Source organism: Cytobacillus oceanisediminis, assembly GCF_022811925.1.
In the GTDB taxonomy this organism is placed as follows: Bacteria; Bacillota; Bacilli; order Bacillales; family Cytobacillaceae; genus Cytobacillus; species Cytobacillus oceanisediminis_D.
The window spans coordinates 2690141-2707596 of sequence record NZ_CP065511.1 but is presented as its reverse complement, the minus strand read 5'-3'; the positions used below and the strand labels follow the sequence as shown (position 1 = coordinate 2707596).

Annotated in this window: 13 protein-coding genes; 9 read left to right on the top strand and 4 right to left on the bottom strand. The window is 42.0% G+C overall.

Annotation, left to right across the window (positions count from 1 at the left end; all coding sequences use genetic code 11):
• Positions 1-274: 274 nt before the first annotated feature.
• Together IRB79_RS13705 and nadE are read left to right on the top strand one after the other, a co-directional pair.
• Complete coding sequence (locus IRB79_RS13705; RefSeq protein ID WP_243503031.1) at positions 275-1732, top strand: nicotinate phosphoribosyltransferase; 1458 nt, start codon at positions 275-277, stop codon at positions 1730-1732.
• A 27-nt stretch (positions 1733-1759) separates the two neighbouring features.
• The gene (nadE, locus tag IRB79_RS13700; RefSeq protein ID WP_243503030.1) at positions 1760-2581 is read left to right on the top strand and encodes an NAD(+) synthase; all 822 of its coding nucleotides are present in this window, start codon (positions 1760-1762) and stop codon (positions 2579-2581) included.
• A 39-nt stretch (positions 2582-2620) separates the two neighbouring features.
• On the opposite strand, the gene IRB79_RS13695 is transcribed toward nadE, so the two are convergent.
• The 3 genes from IRB79_RS13695 to pflB all read right to left on the bottom strand — a co-directional run bounded on the left by IRB79_RS13695 (position 2621) and on the right by pflB (position 7375).
• Entirely contained in the window at positions 2621-3682 is a 1062-nt protein-coding gene (locus IRB79_RS13695; protein ID WP_243503029.1) for a hypothetical protein, read from the bottom strand.
• Positions 3683-4319: 637 nt separating this feature from the next.
• Entirely contained in the window at positions 4320-5048 is a 729-nt protein-coding gene (gene pflA, locus IRB79_RS13690) for a pyruvate formate-lyase-activating protein (RefSeq protein ID WP_243509409.1), read from the bottom strand.
• A gap of 101 nt (positions 5049-5149) precedes the next feature.
• Positions 5150-7375: a formate C-acetyltransferase gene (gene pflB / locus IRB79_RS13685; RefSeq protein ID WP_243503028.1), complete on the bottom strand. Its 2226-nt coding sequence runs from the start codon at positions 7373-7375 to the stop codon at positions 5150-5152.
• A gap of 409 nt (positions 7376-7784) precedes the next feature.
• On the opposite strand from pflB, the gene IRB79_RS13680 reads away from it, so the two are divergent.
• A complete protein-coding gene (locus IRB79_RS13680) occupies positions 7785-8297 on the top strand; it encodes a CAP domain-containing protein (protein WP_019379849.1) in 513 nt (170 codons plus the stop codon).
• A 41-nt stretch (positions 8298-8338) separates the two neighbouring features.
• On the opposite strand, the gene IRB79_RS13675 is transcribed toward IRB79_RS13680, so the two are convergent.
• Entirely contained in the window at positions 8339-8791 is a 453-nt protein-coding gene (locus tag IRB79_RS13675; protein WP_243503027.1) for a cupredoxin domain-containing protein, read from the bottom strand.
• 148 nt (positions 8792-8939) lie between these two features.
• Between IRB79_RS13675 and IRB79_RS13670 the strand changes: the two genes are divergently transcribed.
• The 6 genes from IRB79_RS13670 to IRB79_RS13645 all read left to right on the top strand — a co-directional run bounded on the left by IRB79_RS13670 (position 8940) and on the right by IRB79_RS13645 (position 17413).
• The gene (locus tag IRB79_RS13670; RefSeq protein WP_243503026.1) at positions 8940-10424 is read left to right on the top strand and encodes a response regulator transcription factor; all 1485 of its coding nucleotides are present in this window, start codon (positions 8940-8942) and stop codon (positions 10422-10424) included.
• Between the two features lie 171 nt (positions 10425-10595).
• Positions 10596-12257 (top strand): urocanate hydratase, encoded by a 1662-nt coding sequence (gene hutU / locus IRB79_RS13665; RefSeq protein ID WP_243503025.1) that lies wholly within the window; start codon positions 10596-10598, stop codon positions 12255-12257.
• 221 nt (positions 12258-12478) lie between these two features.
• Entirely contained in the window at positions 12479-13765 is a 1287-nt protein-coding gene (gene hutI, locus IRB79_RS13660) for an imidazolonepropionase (protein ID WP_243503024.1), read from the top strand.
• Positions 13750-14730 carry an agmatinase family protein gene (locus tag IRB79_RS13655; RefSeq protein ID WP_243503023.1) on the top strand — a complete coding sequence of 327 codons (981 nt, stop codon included), beginning with the start codon at positions 13750-13752 and terminating at the stop codon, positions 14728-14730. Before hutI ends, IRB79_RS13655 begins: the two co-directional genes overlap by 16 nt.
• 46 nt (positions 14731-14776) lie before the next feature.
• On the top strand, positions 14777-16120 hold the full coding sequence (locus IRB79_RS13650) for a YjiH family protein (RefSeq protein ID WP_243503022.1): 1344 nt from the start codon (positions 14777-14779) through the stop codon (positions 16118-16120).
• A gap of 102 nt (positions 16121-16222) precedes the next feature.
• Positions 16223-17413 carry a DHH family phosphoesterase gene (locus tag IRB79_RS13645; protein ID WP_243503021.1) on the top strand — a complete coding sequence of 397 codons (1191 nt, stop codon included), beginning with the start codon at positions 16223-16225 and terminating at the stop codon, positions 17411-17413.
• The last annotated feature ends 43 nt before the right edge of the window (positions 17414-17456 follow it).

The window sequence follows — 17456 nt, the reverse complement described above, 5'->3', positions numbered from 1 at the left end:
CACTCGGGAAATAATTTTAAAGTGTTATAACAGGATAATATCAATGTTCAATATAACGAACAAACGCTGAAGAATGTGTAAAAAAATCCTTAAGGGGTAAATAACCGTATGCCTGGAGGTTGAAAAATTTGATAAAGACGATGAACTTCACTACTATTAAAAATAATAGCCAAATTTTTCATCCATTTAAGATGATAAAAAATCGAATGGGGGATAATAGCAGATAACAGAATTTTAAAAGGAATTGTTATATTTGTCACAGGAGGTTGCGATAATGCAGAGGGAATTTGCGGATGATAGTATATCCTTGCATACTGATTTGTACCAAATAAATATGGCCCAGACTTACTGGGAAGACAACATACATAATAAAAAGGCTGTCTTTGAAGTGTTCTTCAGGAAGCTGCCTTTTGGCAACGGCTATGGAATTTTTGCCGGCCTGGAAAGAGTTATTGAGTATATAGAAAATTTCAGATTTACAGACAGTGATGTGCAGTACTTAAAAAACGAATTGAATTATGAAGAAGGTTTCCTCGAATACTTGAAAAACATGAGGTTTTCAGGGACCATCAAATCAATGGAAGAAGGTGAGCTTGTATTCGGCAATGAGCCAATTTTGCGTGTAGAAGCTCCCCTGGCTGAAGCCCAGATTATTGAAACAGCTATTTTGAATATCATTAACTACCAGACATTGATTGCTACAAAAGCAACTCGAATCAGAGAAGTAATTGGCGATGGAACAGCCATGGAATTTGGTTCAAGAAGAGCCCATGAAATGGACGCAGCTATCTGGGGAACAAGAGCTGCCTATATCGGCGGCTTTGATGCCACATCTAATGTTAGAGCAGGCAAGAAGTTTGGCATACCTGTAGCAGGGACCCATGCCCATTCATTTGTACAGGCTTACCGGGACGAGTATACAGCTTTTAAGAAATATGCCCAAAGCCATAAGGACTGTGTTTTTCTCGTCGATACGTATGATACCCTTAAATCAGGAGTACCGAACGCAATTAAAGTGGCGAAGGAAATGCGGGGTCAAATTAACTTTAAAGGTATAAGGCTTGATAGCGGGGACCTGGCTTACCTTTCTAAAAAAGCAAGAAAAATGCTTGATGATGCAGGTTTCCCCGAAGCAAAGATTATTGCTTCAAATGATCTGGATGAATACACCATCATAAACCTGAAAGCTCAAGGAGCGAAAATCGATATTTGGGGCATTGGCACAAAACTGATCACAGCGTACGAACAGGCTGCATTAGGGGCTGTTTATAAACTCGTTTCAATAGAAGATGAAAATGGCAAAATGGCTGACACCATAAAAATAAGCGGCAACCCGGAAAAAGTGACAACTCCCGGATTAAAGAGGGTTTATCGGATTATTAACAGAGATAACCATAAATCAGAAGGGGACTATATTGCTCTGGATCATGAAACTCCTCAAGCTGAGCCAAAGCTTAAGATGTTCCATCCAGTTCACACATTTATAAGCAAGTTCGTTACAAATTTCGAAGCCAGGGAACTGCATAAAGTGATTTTTCAGGAAGGCAAGCTTACCTATAAAGTTCCATCTTTAAAAGAGATGCAGAGCTTTGCAAAGGAAAATCTCAATGTATTATGGGATGAATACCGCCGTTCACTAAATCCGGAGGAATACCCAGTCGACCTTAGCCAGGAGTGCTGGGATAATAAGATGAAAATGATCAGCCAGGTGCAACAAAATATAAAAGGCTGAAGCTTTAAGAAGAGGGAGGAACCTGCAATGAATCTGCAAAAAGAAATTATGGAAAGTTTAAATGTAAATCCCAATATCGATCCAAGGGAAGAGATAAAGAAAAGAATTGGGTTTCTAAAGGATTATCTTGTTAAAACAAATTCAAAAGGTTATGTACTTGGCATAAGCGGCGGCCAGGATTCCACTCTTGCAGGAAGACTTGCGCAGCTTGCGGTTGAAGAGCTTCGAAAAGAAGGGAAGGACGCAACATTCATAGCAGTCCGCCTTCCGTACGGCGTTCAGCAGGATGAGAAGGATGCACAGCTTGCCCTTTCCTTTATTCAGGCTGACAAAGAAATGGTCTTTAATATTAAAAATGCAGTCGATGAAGTGAAAACGGAGTATGATCGTATTATCCCGGAAGAACCCCTGAAGGATTATCATAAAGGCAATGTTAAAGCCCGCATGAGAATGATTGCCCAATATGCGATTGGCGGCCAATATGGCTTGCTGGTCATCGGCACGGATCATGCTGCAGAAGCAGTGACTGGATTCTTTACAAAATATGGCGATGGCGGCGCAGATGTCCTGCCGCTGTCCGGACTGACAAAAAGACAGGGAAAAGCACTTCTTAAAGAGCTGGGGGCAGAGGAAAGACTATACTTAAAAGTGCCTACTGCCGATCTTCTTGACCAGAAACCCGGACAGGCTGATGAAACTGAATTAGGTATCTCATACGATGAATTGGATGACTACCTTGAAGGGAAATCAGTAAATCCGGAAGCTGCAGAAAAAATTGAAAAACGCTACCTGGTTTCTGAACACAAGCGCCAGCTGCCTGCATCCATGCATGATAACTGGTGGAAATAAGCCTACTTAAAAAGGAAAATCCATTAAGGGATTTTCCTTTTACTTTTGGTTCAGCCTATTCAGCATTTCCCGGTAAAACCGTTCTGGTTCATCCACATTCAGCACGATGCGGCTGGCCTTTCTTTTTAAGCCATACATTAATTCATAAACCTGGGGATCTTTCAGCAGAATTTCGAACATCGGCTTTTCTTGAATTAAATCAGGCACTCTGGCATCAAATAAATCATTCATTTCTTGTCTGCTGAACTTTTCAGGTCCATCATAGTACATGATTTCTCTAACATTTTCCAATGGAAGGTACATACTTTTTGAGAATCCGGACTGCAGCAGCAAGTGAGAATCAGTAAGCACGAAAGGTGTTAAGCGGGTGGCGTTTATCTCGGCCAGAAAGTACAAAATACCATAAATATTTGCTATTAATACGATATATGCTGCAATAGCATTCCATGAATGAAGCCAGAAATGCAGTCCGATTGATTCAATGGCAATCGCATGGATCAGCATGATGTAAACAGCATTCACACTTGTTTTTTGATGGTAGGTAAAAGAATCGCCATGCTTTATCGAAGTTTTCTTTTTCCATGAAAACAGGGCGTAATTAAACATGGCGAATTCAGTCACAAAAACAGACCCTATTTTATGATTGGGTAAATACTTATCCGCCGATCTCTTAGCATTAAAGAGAAAAAGCGAATTGATTCCATTCAGCCTGCGATATTCTCTTAAAAGTCCTGGCAGTTTAGTAAGAATCTTATAGGCAATAAACAGCTCCAGCCCAATAAAAAGCATTTCGGAAAAAACTATTAAATAGGGCAAAAAGGGAAATTGCAGGAAATGCCTGGCAGGGATAATTAAATAAGCAGCAGCGTATCCTGCTAAAATGACTGCTCCTAAATACTTCAGCGAATATCTCTTGCGCAGTACGAGGAAATACGCCAATATCGGTACAACGACCAGAAAATCAAGCAGGGAGCCAACCGCCGCTTCGTCAGGAACCGGATCAAAAAGGGTGGTTCTATATAGAGTATAGTTGGAAAGCAGAATCAAGCATGTAAGTACACCAAACCATAGCCATTTAGGCCTTTTCAAGAAATTTGTCATATTTATCCACCTCAATTAAATTATAGCTTAGAAAGAGGGTGAAATGATATTGAAATCAATCTAAATTCGGACTCAGCATGTATCTGATAACGATTTTGAGTCCGAACACCGGTCAACTTCGGACTCAGCGAGCATCTGTTCGTGGTTTTGAGCCCGAACCCATGCCAACTTCGGACACAACGACCATCCGTTCGCAGTTTTGAGTCCGAACCCATCCCAACTTCGGACTCAGCGAGCATCCGTTCGCGATTTTGAGTCCGAACACCAGTCAACTTCGGACACAACGACCATCCGTTAACGATTTTGTGTCCGAACACCAGTCAACTTCGGACACAACGACCATCCGTTCGCGGTTTTGAGTCCGAACCCATGCCAACTTCGGACACAACGACCATCCGTCCGCGGTTTTGAGTCCGAACACCAGTCAACTTCGGACACAACGACCATCCGTTCGCGGTTTTGAGTCCGAACCCATGCCAGCTTCGGACACAACGACCATCCGTTCGCGGTTTTGAGTCAGAACCCGACACCTATACTGCAAAAACGAACAAATACAAGATACAAACAAAGCCCCAATCGCAATTGGGGCAAACCACGTAAAACGCTGTATCTAAAATCCTAAATCAAAACCAACTTTTTATAACCCAGTCAAAAGCTGATAAGCCCATGCTGCTTTTTCCTCACTTGGCGGCTCAATATCCTTCAGCGGATATTCCAATCCGAGCGCTTCCCATTTATAAACACCAAGCTTGTGATAGGGAAGAACTTCAATTTTTTTCACATTATTCAACTCTTTAATGAAACGCCCCAGCTGTTCCAGATCACTTTCATCATCAGATATTGTAGGCACAAGCACGTGGCGGATCCATACCGGCACCTGATTATCAGACAGATACTGGGCAAATTGAAGTATATGCTCATTTGTAAGTCCTGTCAGTTTTTTATGCTTATCCCTATCAATATGCTTCAAATCCAGCAGCACCAGGTCCGTATATTCCAGGAGCTCTTTCAGCTGGGTTTGAAAAAACGGGGAGGTGGAATAGCAGCCTCCCGATGAATCTATTGCAGTGTGAATGCCAAGTTTCTTGCATTCTTTAAAAAGTTCTATAAGAAAAGGAATCTGAAGCAAAGGTTCACCGCCGCTCACTGTTATGCCGCCTCCGGAAGCCGCCAAAAAAGGGAGATAAGATTGCAGATCATTCATGATTTCTGAAACGGACATTTGTTTTCCTGCCCCAATTTCCCAAGTGTCCGCATTATGGCAAAATTGACAGCGAAGGAGGCACCCCTGTGTAAAAATGACATAACGAATGCCAGGCCCATCTACTGTACCGAATGTCTCAATTGAATGAATGTTGCCGTACATCATCATCTTCCTTTCCAAAAGGCAACCGGCGCAGCCACAGCACCATTGCTCAAACTTTTTTTGAAGAGGGGGCCTCTTATAAAGGCCCGCCATCCTATTGGTTACATTGATTCATGGAATGTTCGATTGATAACGTCAAGCTGCTGCTCCTTAGTCAGCTTAATGAAGTTCACAGCATAGCCTGATACCCTAATGGTTAACTGTGGATATTCTTCCGGGTGTTCCATGGCATCCAGAAGCGTTTCTTTATTAAATACATTTACATTTAGATGATGTCCAGACTTTATGGCATATCCATCCAATATAGATACCAGATTGCGGATACGGCTATCAGCATCCTTCCCGAGTGCTTTAGGGACAATGGAGAAGGTGTTGCTGATGCCATCCAGCGCATGCTTGTAGGGCAGTTTTGCAACAGAAGACAGGGAAGCAAGCGTTCCTTTCGTATCTCTCCCGTGCATCGGATTTGCTCCCGGGGCGAATGGCTCGCCGGCACGTCGTCCATCAGGCGTATTGCCGGTTTTCTTTCCATATACCACATTGGATGTAATGGTTAATATAGACATCGTATGCATAGAGTTTCTGTAAGTCGGATGCTTGCGAAGTTTTTTCATAAACCGTTCAACCAGGTCTATAGCTATGCTGTCAACGCGATCATCATTATTGCCGTATTTCGGAAAATCTCCTTCTGTCATAAAATCAATCACTAGCCCGTTCTCATCACGGATTGCCTTAACAGTTGCATATTTTATCGCACTCAGTGAGTCGGCCGCTACACTCAGACCCGCAATGCCAGTGGCCATTGTTCTGAGAATTTCGGAGTCATGCAGAGCCATTTCGATCCGTTCGTAGCTATATTTATCATGCATGTAATGAATGATATTCAGAGTATTAATATAGAGATCTGCCAGCCATTCCATCATTAAATCAAACTTCTCCATCACTTCTTCATATTGAAGGATGTCTGAGGTAATTGGGGCATAGGAAGGGCCGACCTGACGCTTAAGTTTTTCATCCTTTCCGCCATTAATGCTATATAACAGGGCCTTTGCAAGGTTTGCTCTTGCACCGAAAAATTGCATTTGTTTTCCGATCGCCATTGCAGAAACACAGCAGGCAATTCCATAATCATCCCCATATTCAGGAAGCATGATATCATCGTTTTCATATTGAATTGAACTTGTTTCTATTGACATCCTTGCACAATATTTTTTGAAGTTCTCCGGAAGCTTGCTGGACCATAATACTGTTAAATTCGGTTCAGGTGCTGGACCCAGGTTATTCAAAGTATGAAGGAACCGGTAAGAATTCTTCGTAACAAGCGGACGGCCATCAAGAGCCATCCCGCCAATGGACTCTGTAACCCATGTAGGATCGCCGCTGAATAATTCATTATAGTCAGGCGTTCTCGCAAATTTAACAAGGCGCAGCTTCATGACAAAGTGATCGACCAGTTCCTGGGCTTCCTTCTCGGTAAGCATGCTGTTCTGGATATCTCTTTCTATGAAAATATCAAGGAAAGTCGAGACACGGCCAAGGCTCATAGCTGCTCCATTTTGTTCTTTGATGGCAGCAAGATAGGCGAAATACAGCCATTGGAAAGCCTCGAGAGCATTTCCTGCAGGCTTTGAAATATTAAAACCATAGCTGTTTGCCAGCTCCTTCAGTTCATCCAGAGCCCTGATCTGTTCTGAAATCTCTTCTCTAAGGCGAATATTGTCTTCCGTCATCACACTTGCAGTTGATTTCAAATCCGCTTTTTTGGCTTCAATCAAGCGGTCAACTCCATAAAGAGCAACCCTGCGGTAATCACCGATAATCCTCCCTCGGCCATATGCATCTGGCAGGCCAGTAATAATGCCGGCTTTGCGGGCAAGTTTCATTTCATCGGTATAGGCATCAAACACGCCTTGGTTATGTGTTTTGCGATAGTCTGTAAATATCTTTTCCATATCTTTGCTGGCTTCATAGCCGTATGCTTCACAAGCTGCCACAGCCATTCTGACTCCGCCAAATGGCTGAAGAGAGCGCTTAAACGGACGGTCAGTCTGAACACCCACAATTTTTTCTTTATATTGGTCCAGGTAACCAGGCCCATGTGAAGTAATTGTTGAGACGATTTCTGTGTCCATATCGAGCACGCCGCCAATATCACGTTCCTTTTTTGTGAGATCCATTACTTGTTCCCATAATGAAGAAGTAGCTTCTGTTGGACCCTCCAAAAATGATTCATCCCCGAAAAAAGGTGAGTAATTCTTCAAAATAAAGTCTCTAACATCAATTTCATGTGTCCAAATGCCCTTTTTAAAGCCATTCCAACTTTCCATATTCGTTCACCTCATATAATCAATGTGTATAACAGTTATTACAACTTAACTATACATTCAATATAACAGATATAATGTGAAATAAATCACAATCTTTTTGAACGTATTGTGAAATATAGTAAAACTGTATTTAATAACGCTTATGTGTACTATAAAACCACTCGTATTTATGAACTGTTATATAGAGATTGAAAATCCAACTTGAAGAAAAGTGACGAGGAGATCATGAAATTCTTACAATCAGCGCCAACAATTACCTGTTTAATAGAATAAGAGATTTTGATTAAATATAAATATGAAAACACTATCAAAACTTTCATTCATTCTAATGTTGTCTGTCGCACTTGTCTTTGGATTCAATTTCGATGCAAAAGCATCAACAGTACATACTGTTCAGCCAGGGGATACAATGTGGAAGATCGCCCTGAAGTATCAGGTGGGAGTTCCTGAAATCATTAATGCCAACGGGCAGATTTCAAATCCGAACTTCATTTATCCTGGACAAAAGGTGAATATTCCTGCTTTATCAAAAGCTACCACAAGTGTGGAAGAGCAGGTAGTTCAGCTCGTAAACCAGGAAAGGGCAAAATATGGGTTAAAGCCTCTAAAATCAAATTGGGAGCTTGCGAGAGTGGCAAGATACAAATCTCAGGATATGATCAATAAGAAGTATTTCGATCACAACTCTCCTACATACGGAAGCCCGTTTGATATGATGAAGAGCTTTGGAATAACTTACAGAACCGCTGGAGAAAACATTGCTGCAGGTCAAAAAACACCTCAGGAAGTTGTAACAGCATGGATGAACAGCGAAGGTCACCGCAAGAACATCCTATCAGCCAATTTCACAGAAATCGGAGTGGGATATGCACAGGGCGGTTATTATGGACATTACTGGACACAGATGTTTATTGGGAGGTAAGAAGAAAAGCACCGGATAATCCGGTGCTTTTGCTTTTCCCATTAGTCTACTACAATATAAGCAATCATCGGTCCGCTATTATCCTTATCCGGATGAGTAAGACACACCAGACGGTAAACGCCTTCTTTATCAAATTGAAGAGGGACCACCGTTTCTTCTGCTTTCTTTACCACACCTTTAATATCAGTTCCTTCTATGATGTATGGATGTTCCATTCCATTGACTCCCCAAATCTTCAGATTTACCTTTTCACCTTTTTCCAGAAAAATAGTTCCCGGATCCCAGCGATAAGCTTCGATTTCTTTGCCATCAGGCAGCTTGGCTTTAAATTCTCCTGTAACCATGTGAATTTCCCGGACTTTTTCTCCCTCCGTCTGGTTGAATACCGTCATACTATCAGACTTTGAAAAAAACCATACTGATGCAGAAACGATGACTGAAAATATGATGACAAATGCAATGATGCTGCGTTTCTTTAATACAACAAAAGGCATGCTCATACTCCTTCCTAATTGGTTGTCCATATATAGATATGCAGGAAGGGCATCATAACTTGTCTAATATTTCTGAGATTATTACGATAATTTCTTTACATTTGCCAAAATATTATTTCATAATAGAATTAAAAAAGGATGTGGCAGCATGTACAAAGTACTTGTGGCCAATCGGGATGAGTACGATACAAAAGGCATAGAGTGGCTTCTTAAATCTTCTATGAACGCATGGCAAGTAGAGTCCGCCCAAAATGAATCAGGGCTTATTAAGAAGCTTGAAACTTTTCAGCCAGACCTATTGATTTTTGAACTTGATCTAATAAATGAAGAAAATTATGGTTCATTTTTAAAAACCACTCAGATCATAGGGCCGGATTTGATTGCCTTAACAATGGAAGCGACCTTTTCACAAGCAAAAAGAGCCATCGACATGGGTGTATCCGATTTAATACTTAAGCCGATTTCAGCAGATATTTTATTAAAATCAGCGAGAAAGATTCATAGGCGTAATCAGATGACTATTCGGGCTGCTGAACAAAATCCCAGTCAGAAAGCTGAAAAAGACTTCAATTACCAGGATTTATTTATAGAAAGATCTGATTCGGCTAAACCACTTGTATCTATCGGAATTAAGACTGAAAATACGCTGGAGCTTCCAAAGCTATATAAATTTCTTGAAAGCTATACTTTCCAAAAAACAGTTCACTATTTTATTTTGAGTGATATGATTTTGATTATTGCTGAAAAATCTGATGTGGCCTGGAAAGAGGAGAGCCTCAGATTTATGAGAGATTGGCAGGAAACATCAGCAGAACAAATTGCCATCAGCATTTATACTGGTCAGGAGGACGGCGGAACCGTCAGAAGCCACTATCTTGCGAACAGGAAACTGATGGAGTTAACTTTTTACAGGGGATTTAATCAGGTAATTGAGGAGAACTCATTGCCTAAGTGGCTTTCGATTGATCCATTCTTAACTCCCGAGGAACAAAGCAGATGGATTGATTTCCTGAATCAGTCTGATTTAGAAGCGCTAAAGTCATGGTTTTACGAGGAGTTTCTCATTTTGGCAGACCCTTATCCGGAACCAGGACTCATCAGAATTCGGCTGACCAGTATTCTTGCGCAAATTCGCAGGCATATGAAGACGTTCCGGCTGGCAGACGGGAAAATGGAGGAAGAGTATCTTCGTTTATTTCAGACTATTCTATATTCGCCCTTGATCTACCGGGTCATTAACGAAATGATTAGCTTCATTTCCTATATTTTTGAAACCATACGCTCTGATAAAAAGCTGAAGCTGGAACTTACTGACAGAGTCCTATTCTTTATAGAGACGAATTACTGGGACCCTAAGGTTACGCTTGAAAGGGCAGCTGAATATGCAGATCGAAACCCGAATTATATCAGCTCCATGCTTGCAAAAAAATGCGGCAAGTCGTTCCGGGAGCTGCTTAATGAAACCCGGATAAGGCAATCAGCCAAGCTGCTGCTTGAATCAGAAATAAGCATTAAGGAAATCGCGTCTGTGTGCGGTTTCCGCAATCAGCAATATTTCAATAAAGTTTTCAGTAAGATTAAAGGAATGCCGCCAAATCATTTTAGAAAGAGCATGCATAAAACCTCCGTGTAAACGGGGGTTTATTTTTTGTTCTAATTATAAAAATACTAATATTTATATAAAATTTGTAAAAAAACACTATAAAAATCTAACAAAATTATAAAAAATCAAATTTAATTATTATACTTTTCAGATAGTTCTCATTATAAAATCTAAATATGAGTTAATATTGGAGGGATAACAATGAAAGCGGAAACAAAAAGAGAAATTAAAAATTATCAAGGCAGTGAGCTTCATGCTAAGGGCTGGATTCAGGAAGCAGCACTCCGCATGCTTATGAATAACTTAGACAAAGAAGTTGCAGAGATTCCAGAAGAACTGGTTGTCTACGGCGGCATTGGGAAAGCAGCGCGAAATTGGGATTGCTATGACGCGATTGTAAAAACATTGCATGAATTAGAAGACGATGAAACACTCCTTGTCCAATCTGGAAAACCGGTTGCGGTATTTAAATCACATAAAGATGCACCAAAAGTGTTGATCGCCAACTCGAATCTAGTGCCTGCCTGGGCAAACTGGGATACATTCCATGAGCTAGATAAGAAAGGCCTGATGATGTATGGCCAAATGACAGCCGGAAGCTGGATTTACATCGGAAGCCAGGGAATCGTACAAGGAACCTATGAAACATTTGCCGAGCTTGGCAGACAGCACTTCTCCGGCTCACTGAAACAGACCATTACTTTAACTGCAGGCCTTGGCGGAATGGGTGGCGCTCAGCCGCTTGCAGTAACAATGAATGAGGGTGTCTGCATTGCAATTGATGTGGATGAACACCGCATTGACCGCAGGCTTGAAACCAAATATCTGGATACAAAAGTATATTCAATTGAAGAGGCTATTAAACTGGCATCAGAGGCAAAACATGAAGGCCGCCCGCTTTCTATCGGTCTATTAGGCAATGCAGCTGAAATTCTGCCAAAAATGCTTGAAATGAACTTCATCCCGGATGTCCTGACTGACCAGACTTCTGCACATGATCCTTTAAATGGTTATGTTCCGATCGGTTATTCTTTAGAAGAAGCAGCTGTTCTGCGAAAGGAAAATGCTGCTGAATATGTTCAGAAATCAAAAGCAAGCATGGCTGTCCATGTTCAGGCTATGCTGGACATGCAGAAGAAAGGTGCAGTCACATTTGATTACGGAAACAATATCCGCCAGGTGGCAAAAGATGAGGGTGTCGAGAAAGCCTTTGATTTTCCTGGATTCGTGCCTGCCTACATCCGACCGTTATTCTGTGAAGGAAAAGGGCCTTTCCGCTGGGTAGCATTATCAGGAGATCCTGAAGATATCTATAAAACAGATGAAGTAATCCTGCGCGAATTTGCAGATAACGAACATCTTTGCAAATGGATCAAGATGGCACAGGAGAAAATCCAATTCCAGGGCCTGCCATCAAGAATTTGCTGGCTTGGATATGGGGAGCGCGCCAAATTTGGAAAAATAATTAATGATATGGTGGCAAAAGGAGAATTGAAAGCACCGATCGTTATCGGGCGCGACCATCTCGATTCTGGTTCCGTTGCATCTCCAAACCGTGAGACAGAAGGCATGAAGGACGGCAGTGATGCAGTGGCAGACTGGCCAATTCTGAATGCACTGATCAATGCGGTCGGCGGTGCGAGCTGGGTATCCGTCCACCATGGAGGCGGGGTAGGAATGGGCTACTCACTTCATGCAGGAATGGTCATCGTGGCAGACGGAACAAAGGAAGCAGAACAGCGCCTTGAACGGGTACTTACATCTGATCCAGGCATGGGAATTGTGCGCCATGTTGATGCAGGCTATGATCTTGCTATCAAAACAGCAAAAGAAAAAGGCGTAAACATTCCGATGATGAAATAAAGATCTTCTATTGTATTTTATGAACTTAGCAAATAATAGCGGAAAACCAGCAAAGAAAAAACCGAATCAGCAAATAAACCATTCAAATTTGCAAATAAGACAGTCAATTCAGCAAAGAAAACTCTTAAACTGGCAAATAACATTTATATTTTCTAATAGGAAGCACTCCAATCCGTGATTCTTGCGGATTGGAACTTCCATTTTTTAAGGAGGAGCACATTATGCACTCAAAACCTATTTTTATAAAACATGCAAATCAAATGATCACATTAAAGGGCAGCTCCGGGCAGCCCCTGACAAGAGAAAAAATGAGCGAACTTCACATCATTGAAGACGGGGCGGTATGGATTGAAGAAGACATTATCAAATCAGCAGGTACAACAGCGGAACTTGAAGCTGACTATCAAAGCCGGCTTCAGGATGCTGAAATCATTGATGCCTCAGGGAAAATTCTCCTTCCAGGACTTGTTGATCCGCATACACATCTAGTTTATGCAGGCAGCAGGGAAGAGGAGTTCAATATGCGTCTGAACGGGGCGACATATATGGAAATTTTGAACAATGGCGGCGGAATTCACGCCACCACTTCAATGACCAGAAAAGCATCTGAAGAGGAATTGGTAGAAGCGAGCCTTGTCCGTCTTGATCGTTTTCTTAAACACGGAGTAACCACAATAGAGGCAAAAAGCGGATATGGTCTGGATTGGGAAACGGAGCGCAAGCAGCTGAATGCAGCCCGGAAAGCGGACGAACTGCATCCGGTGGATGTTGTCCGCACCTTTATGGGTGCACATGCCGTTCCTGCAGAATACAAAGAGAATCCAGACGCTTTTGTTGATTTGGTCATTGAAGAAATGCTTCCAAAAGTAGCAGAAGAAAAGCTTGCCGAATTCAACGATATTTTCTGTGAAAGGGGCGTATTCACTCCAGAACAGTCCAGAAAGCTGCTCGAAGCAGGGAAGAAGCTTGGACTGATAGCTAAAATCCATGCTGATGAAATCGAACCATATGAGGGGGCGGAACTTGCCGCTGAAGTCGGTGCCATCTCTGCAGATCATTTGCTTAGAGCATCTGATAAAGGCATGGAAATGATGGCTGAAAAGGGAGTAATCGGTGTGCTTCTTCCAGGCACAGCTTTCTTCTTGATGACTGAAGCCGCCAGGGGCCGCCGGATGATCGATAAAGGTGTGCCAGTTGCATTATCAACGGATTGCAACCCCGGCTCTTCGCCAACCTGCTCCATGCCTTTTATGATGAATCTTGCTTGCATGCACATGGGTTTAACGCCGGCAGAAGCCATTACAGCCGCTACAATTAATGCAGCACATGCCATCAATCGGGCTAAAGAAGTGGGAAGCATTGAAGCCGGGAAAAAGGCTGATCTGCTTCTGCTCAATGTACCGAACTACATGCAAATGCAATATCACTACGGAATGAACCATACAGACACAGTGATTAAAAATGGAAAAGTGGTCGTTAAAGGAGGAAGCTTATGCTGCCAACAATAAATCCTCCCGGGTTCTTTTGGCCGCAAGCCGAATTAGGAACTGATGTAAAGGTGAATGAATGGATTCGCCAAATCCAGAGGGAAGAGGAGTTAAAAAAAGAAAAATGGGATGTCGTGCTTTTCGGTGTCCCTCTTTCCCGCTCATCCATAAGCGTATCAGGAGCATCTGAATTCCCTGAATCATTCAGGAGATCCTGGAAAGGCTTTTCCACGTACAATCTGGATTTTGAATGTGATCTTCAAGAACTTAAAGTTGCAGATCTTGGCGACGTAAAAATGCATTTCACGGATATTCCGCAATGCCATTCCAATATAAAACAGACAATAAAAGAAATAAGTAAACAATTTCCTGATTCATTTCCAATTGCGATTGGAGGAGATCACTCCATTACAGCCATGCTTGTTAGCGGCCTGAAAGAACTGGAGCCTGAAAAAGAAATCGGCATTCTCCAGCTGGATACTCACCTTGATCTCAGGAGCCTTGAAGACCATGGGCCGACAAATGGGACACCCATCCGCAACCTGATTCAGAACAGCATGATTAAAGGGGAAAATGTCTATAATATTGGACTTCATGGCTTTTTTAACAGCCAGTCACTTATCAAGTATGCAAAAGAGCACAAACTCAATTATATTACGCTGAAAGAAGCCAGAAGACGGGGAATTGAAGAAACGGTTAAAGAAGCACTTTTGCAGCTGGAGTCAAAAGTGGATAAAATTTATGTCACGATTGACATGGACGTTCTTGATATCGGCTTTGCTCCTGGGGTTCCCGCATCCACACCAGGCGGCATGAGCACCGAAGAATTATTCAGTGCGGTATATGCTGCAGGACTTTCTCCCAAAACGGCAGCCATGGATATAGTTTGCCTCGATCCAACAAGAGATCACCAGGCACAGCCAACGGTGAAAGCAGGTACGTACACTTTTCTGACCTTTTTGACAGCATTAATGAACAGAAGGTAAGGGGCTGACTATGCTCCTTACCTCTAAATTACTAGGGGGAATGAGAATGGAAAAAGAAACTGCAGTGAATCAATCTCACCAGCCTGAGCTCAAGAATCCAAATGCAGCTTTGAAAAATAAGGTTAAATTTTTTCTTTTCAGCGCAATTGGCCTATTTATGTTTTTTGTTCCCGTCACCGTTAATGAGAAATCCTCCATCATGCTTGACCATATTGTCACAGCCATTCAGACTTCCATACCTGCAGCAGTCCCTTATTATGCCTTACTCGTCATCCTGCTTGGCGCCATTTATCCTTTCTATACAAAATCCTGGAACAAGAACAAAGTAAACATTGTATTCTCCATTTTTAAAGTGATTGGGTTATTTGTCGCCATAATGATCGTCTCCGGATATGGCCCTGACTGGCTATTCGACCCGAGTATGGGACCGTTTTTGTTTGACAAACTTGTCGTGCCTGTCGGGCTGCTCGTTCCAATCGGCTCCGTTTTTCTGGCACTGCTGGTTGGATATGGTCTCCTTGAATTTTTCGGTGTCATAATGCAGCCGATTATGAAGCCAATCTGGAAGACACCAGGGAAATCTGCAATCGATGCGGTGGCATCTTTTGTAGGAAGCTATTCAATCGGGCTGCTCATTACAAACCGGGTATTCAAAGAAGGAAAATACAGTATTAAGGAAGCCGCCATTATAGCCACCGGATTCTCAACCGTCTCCGCAACGTTCATGATTGTTGTTGCCAAAACACTTGGATTGATGGAAATCTGGAACACATATTTTTGGACGACCTTTGCTGTAACCTTCATCGTAACGGCTATTACAGTAAGAATTTGGCCTCTTAGATCAATGAGCGAAGAATATTACAATGGACAGCAGCCTCCAATGGAAACCCTTTCAGGGACCCGTCTGCAGGCAGCCTGGAAAGAAGCGATGGATACAGCCGCTCAGTCCCCGGGATTATGGAAAAACATCAGAGATAATTTAAAAGATGGGTTTGTCATGACGATGTCCATTTTGCCATCCATTATGTCAGTTGGTTTATTAGGCTTGGTTCTTGCAGAATTCACCCCTATTTTTGACTGGCTTGGATATATCTTTTATCCTTTTACGGCTCTAGTGCAGCTGCCTGAGCCATTATTGGCAGCAAAAGCAAGTGCAGTGGGGATTGCTGAAATGTTTTTGCCGGCATTGCTTGCAGCAGAGGCAGCACTGGCCACTAAATTTGTTATCGGAGTCGTTTCAGTATCAGCTATCATTTTCTTTTCTGCACTTGTCCCGTGTATTTTATCAACAGAGATCCCGATCACCATTCCGCAGCTGCTTGTCATCTGGGCAGAAAGAACAATTTTAACGATACTGATTGCTGCGCCTCTGGCCTATATATTGCTTTAACCGGAAAATCCCCGTTCATTGCAGCGGGGATTTTCCGCATAGAATTTTCCTGCACAACCAAACTAGTAGAGGAATGAGTCTAAGAATAGCAGGTGATTGATATTGTACAGGCTGTATACACATAATGACCTTGATGGTGTCGGATGCGGCATCGTGGCCAAGATTGCTTTTGGAAAAGATGTCGAGGTACGCTATAACTCTGTAATGGGACTTGATCATCAGATTGAAAAATTGTTTGAAAATGAAAAGAATTTGAAGGATGACTTTTTAATTATCACGGATTTATCTGTTAATGATGAAAACTTGATAAGGCTTGATGATCTGGAAAAAGGCGGCGGCAAAGTCAGATTAATTGACCATCACAAAACAGCCCTGCACTTTAATGATTACAGCTGGGGCAGAGTGAAGGTTCAATATGATGATGGCAGGCTCACCGCTGCAACCTCCTTGCTGTATGAGTATCTCTTGGAACATGAACTGATTAAATCATCCCAGGCTCTGGACGAATTCGTTGAACTTGTCCGCCAGTATGATACTTGGGAATGGGATCAAAATGAGAATATTAAAGCAAAGAATCTGAACGATTTATTCTTTATGGTTTCCATTGAAGAATTCGAAGAAAAAATGACGGGAAGAATCATAAACTCAGACCATTTCGAATTTGATGATTTTGAACAAAAATTGCTGGAAATGGAAGAGGAAAAGATTGAGCGTTATGTTAGACGGAAGAAGCGGGAAATTGTCCAAACTTTCATTGGTGAATATTGTGCAGGCATCGTCCATGCTGAATCATATCATTCTGAATTAGGAAACGAACTTGGCAAAGACTTCCCCCATTTGGATTATATCGCTATCTTAAATCTGGGGGGCAAAAAAATCAGTTTCAGGACAATTCATGACCACGTTGATGTATCTGCCGTCGCCGGAAAGTTTGGAGGGGGCGGACATGCAAAAGCATCAGGATGTTCGATGGCAAAAGATGCTTATAAACTATTCGTTCAGGATATTTTTCCTCTGGATCCCATGAGGCAGGATGCATTCAGGAACAAATACAATAATAAAAGTTCTATGCAGGGATCACTTTACGAAAATAAGAAAGGAGACAAATTTTTTATTTTTGCTGCAGGCGAGGACAATTGGATCCTGGAAATGAACGGAAAGCCAGTCCGCGAATCCTATCAGAACTTTCAGCAGGCAGAAAATTTTATTAAAAGAAAATACCAGGCATGGCTTGTTCATGATGATATTTATGTAGAATTTTTAAAGCGTTTTTATATGAAGACAAAAAATTAGCAATGCCGCCTTATTCGGCGATTTATTTTTTTAAAAAAACCAC

Bases quoted from the DNA above. Each gene is read 5' to 3' on its own strand.
- IRB79_RS13705 (WP_243503031.1), top strand. From the start codon at position 275: ATGCAGAGGGAATTTGCGGATGATAGTATATCCTTGCATACTGATTTG.
- nadE (WP_243503030.1), top strand. From the start codon at position 1,760: ATGAATCTGCAAAAAGAAATTATGGAAAGTTTAAATGTAAATCCCAAT.
- IRB79_RS13695 (WP_243503029.1), bottom strand. From the start codon at position 3,682: ATGACAAATTTCTTGAAAAGGCCTAAATGGCTATGGTTTGGTGTACTT.
- pflA (WP_243509409.1), bottom strand. From the start codon at position 5,048: ATGTACGGCAACATTCATTCAATTGAGACATTCGGTACAGTAGATGGG.
- pflB (WP_243503028.1), bottom strand. From the start codon at position 7,375: ATGGAAAGTTGGAATGGCTTTAAAAAGGGCATTTGGACACATGAAATT.
- IRB79_RS13680 (WP_019379849.1), top strand. From the start codon at position 7,785: ATGTGGAAGATCGCCCTGAAGTATCAGGTGGGAGTTCCTGAAATCATT.
- IRB79_RS13675 (WP_243503027.1), bottom strand. From the start codon at position 8,791: ATGCCTTTTGTTGTATTAAAGAAACGCAGCATCATTGCATTTGTCATC.
- IRB79_RS13670 (WP_243503026.1), top strand. From the start codon at position 8,940: ATGTACAAAGTACTTGTGGCCAATCGGGATGAGTACGATACAAAAGGC.
- hutU (WP_243503025.1), top strand. From the start codon at position 10,596: ATGAAAGCGGAAACAAAAAGAGAAATTAAAAATTATCAAGGCAGTGAG.
- hutI (WP_243503024.1), top strand. From the start codon at position 12,479: ATGCACTCAAAACCTATTTTTATAAAACATGCAAATCAAATGATCACA.
- IRB79_RS13655 (WP_243503023.1), top strand. From the start codon at position 13,750: ATGCTGCCAACAATAAATCCTCCCGGGTTCTTTTGGCCGCAAGCCGAA.
- IRB79_RS13650 (WP_243503022.1), top strand. From the start codon at position 14,777: ATGGAAAAAGAAACTGCAGTGAATCAATCTCACCAGCCTGAGCTCAAG.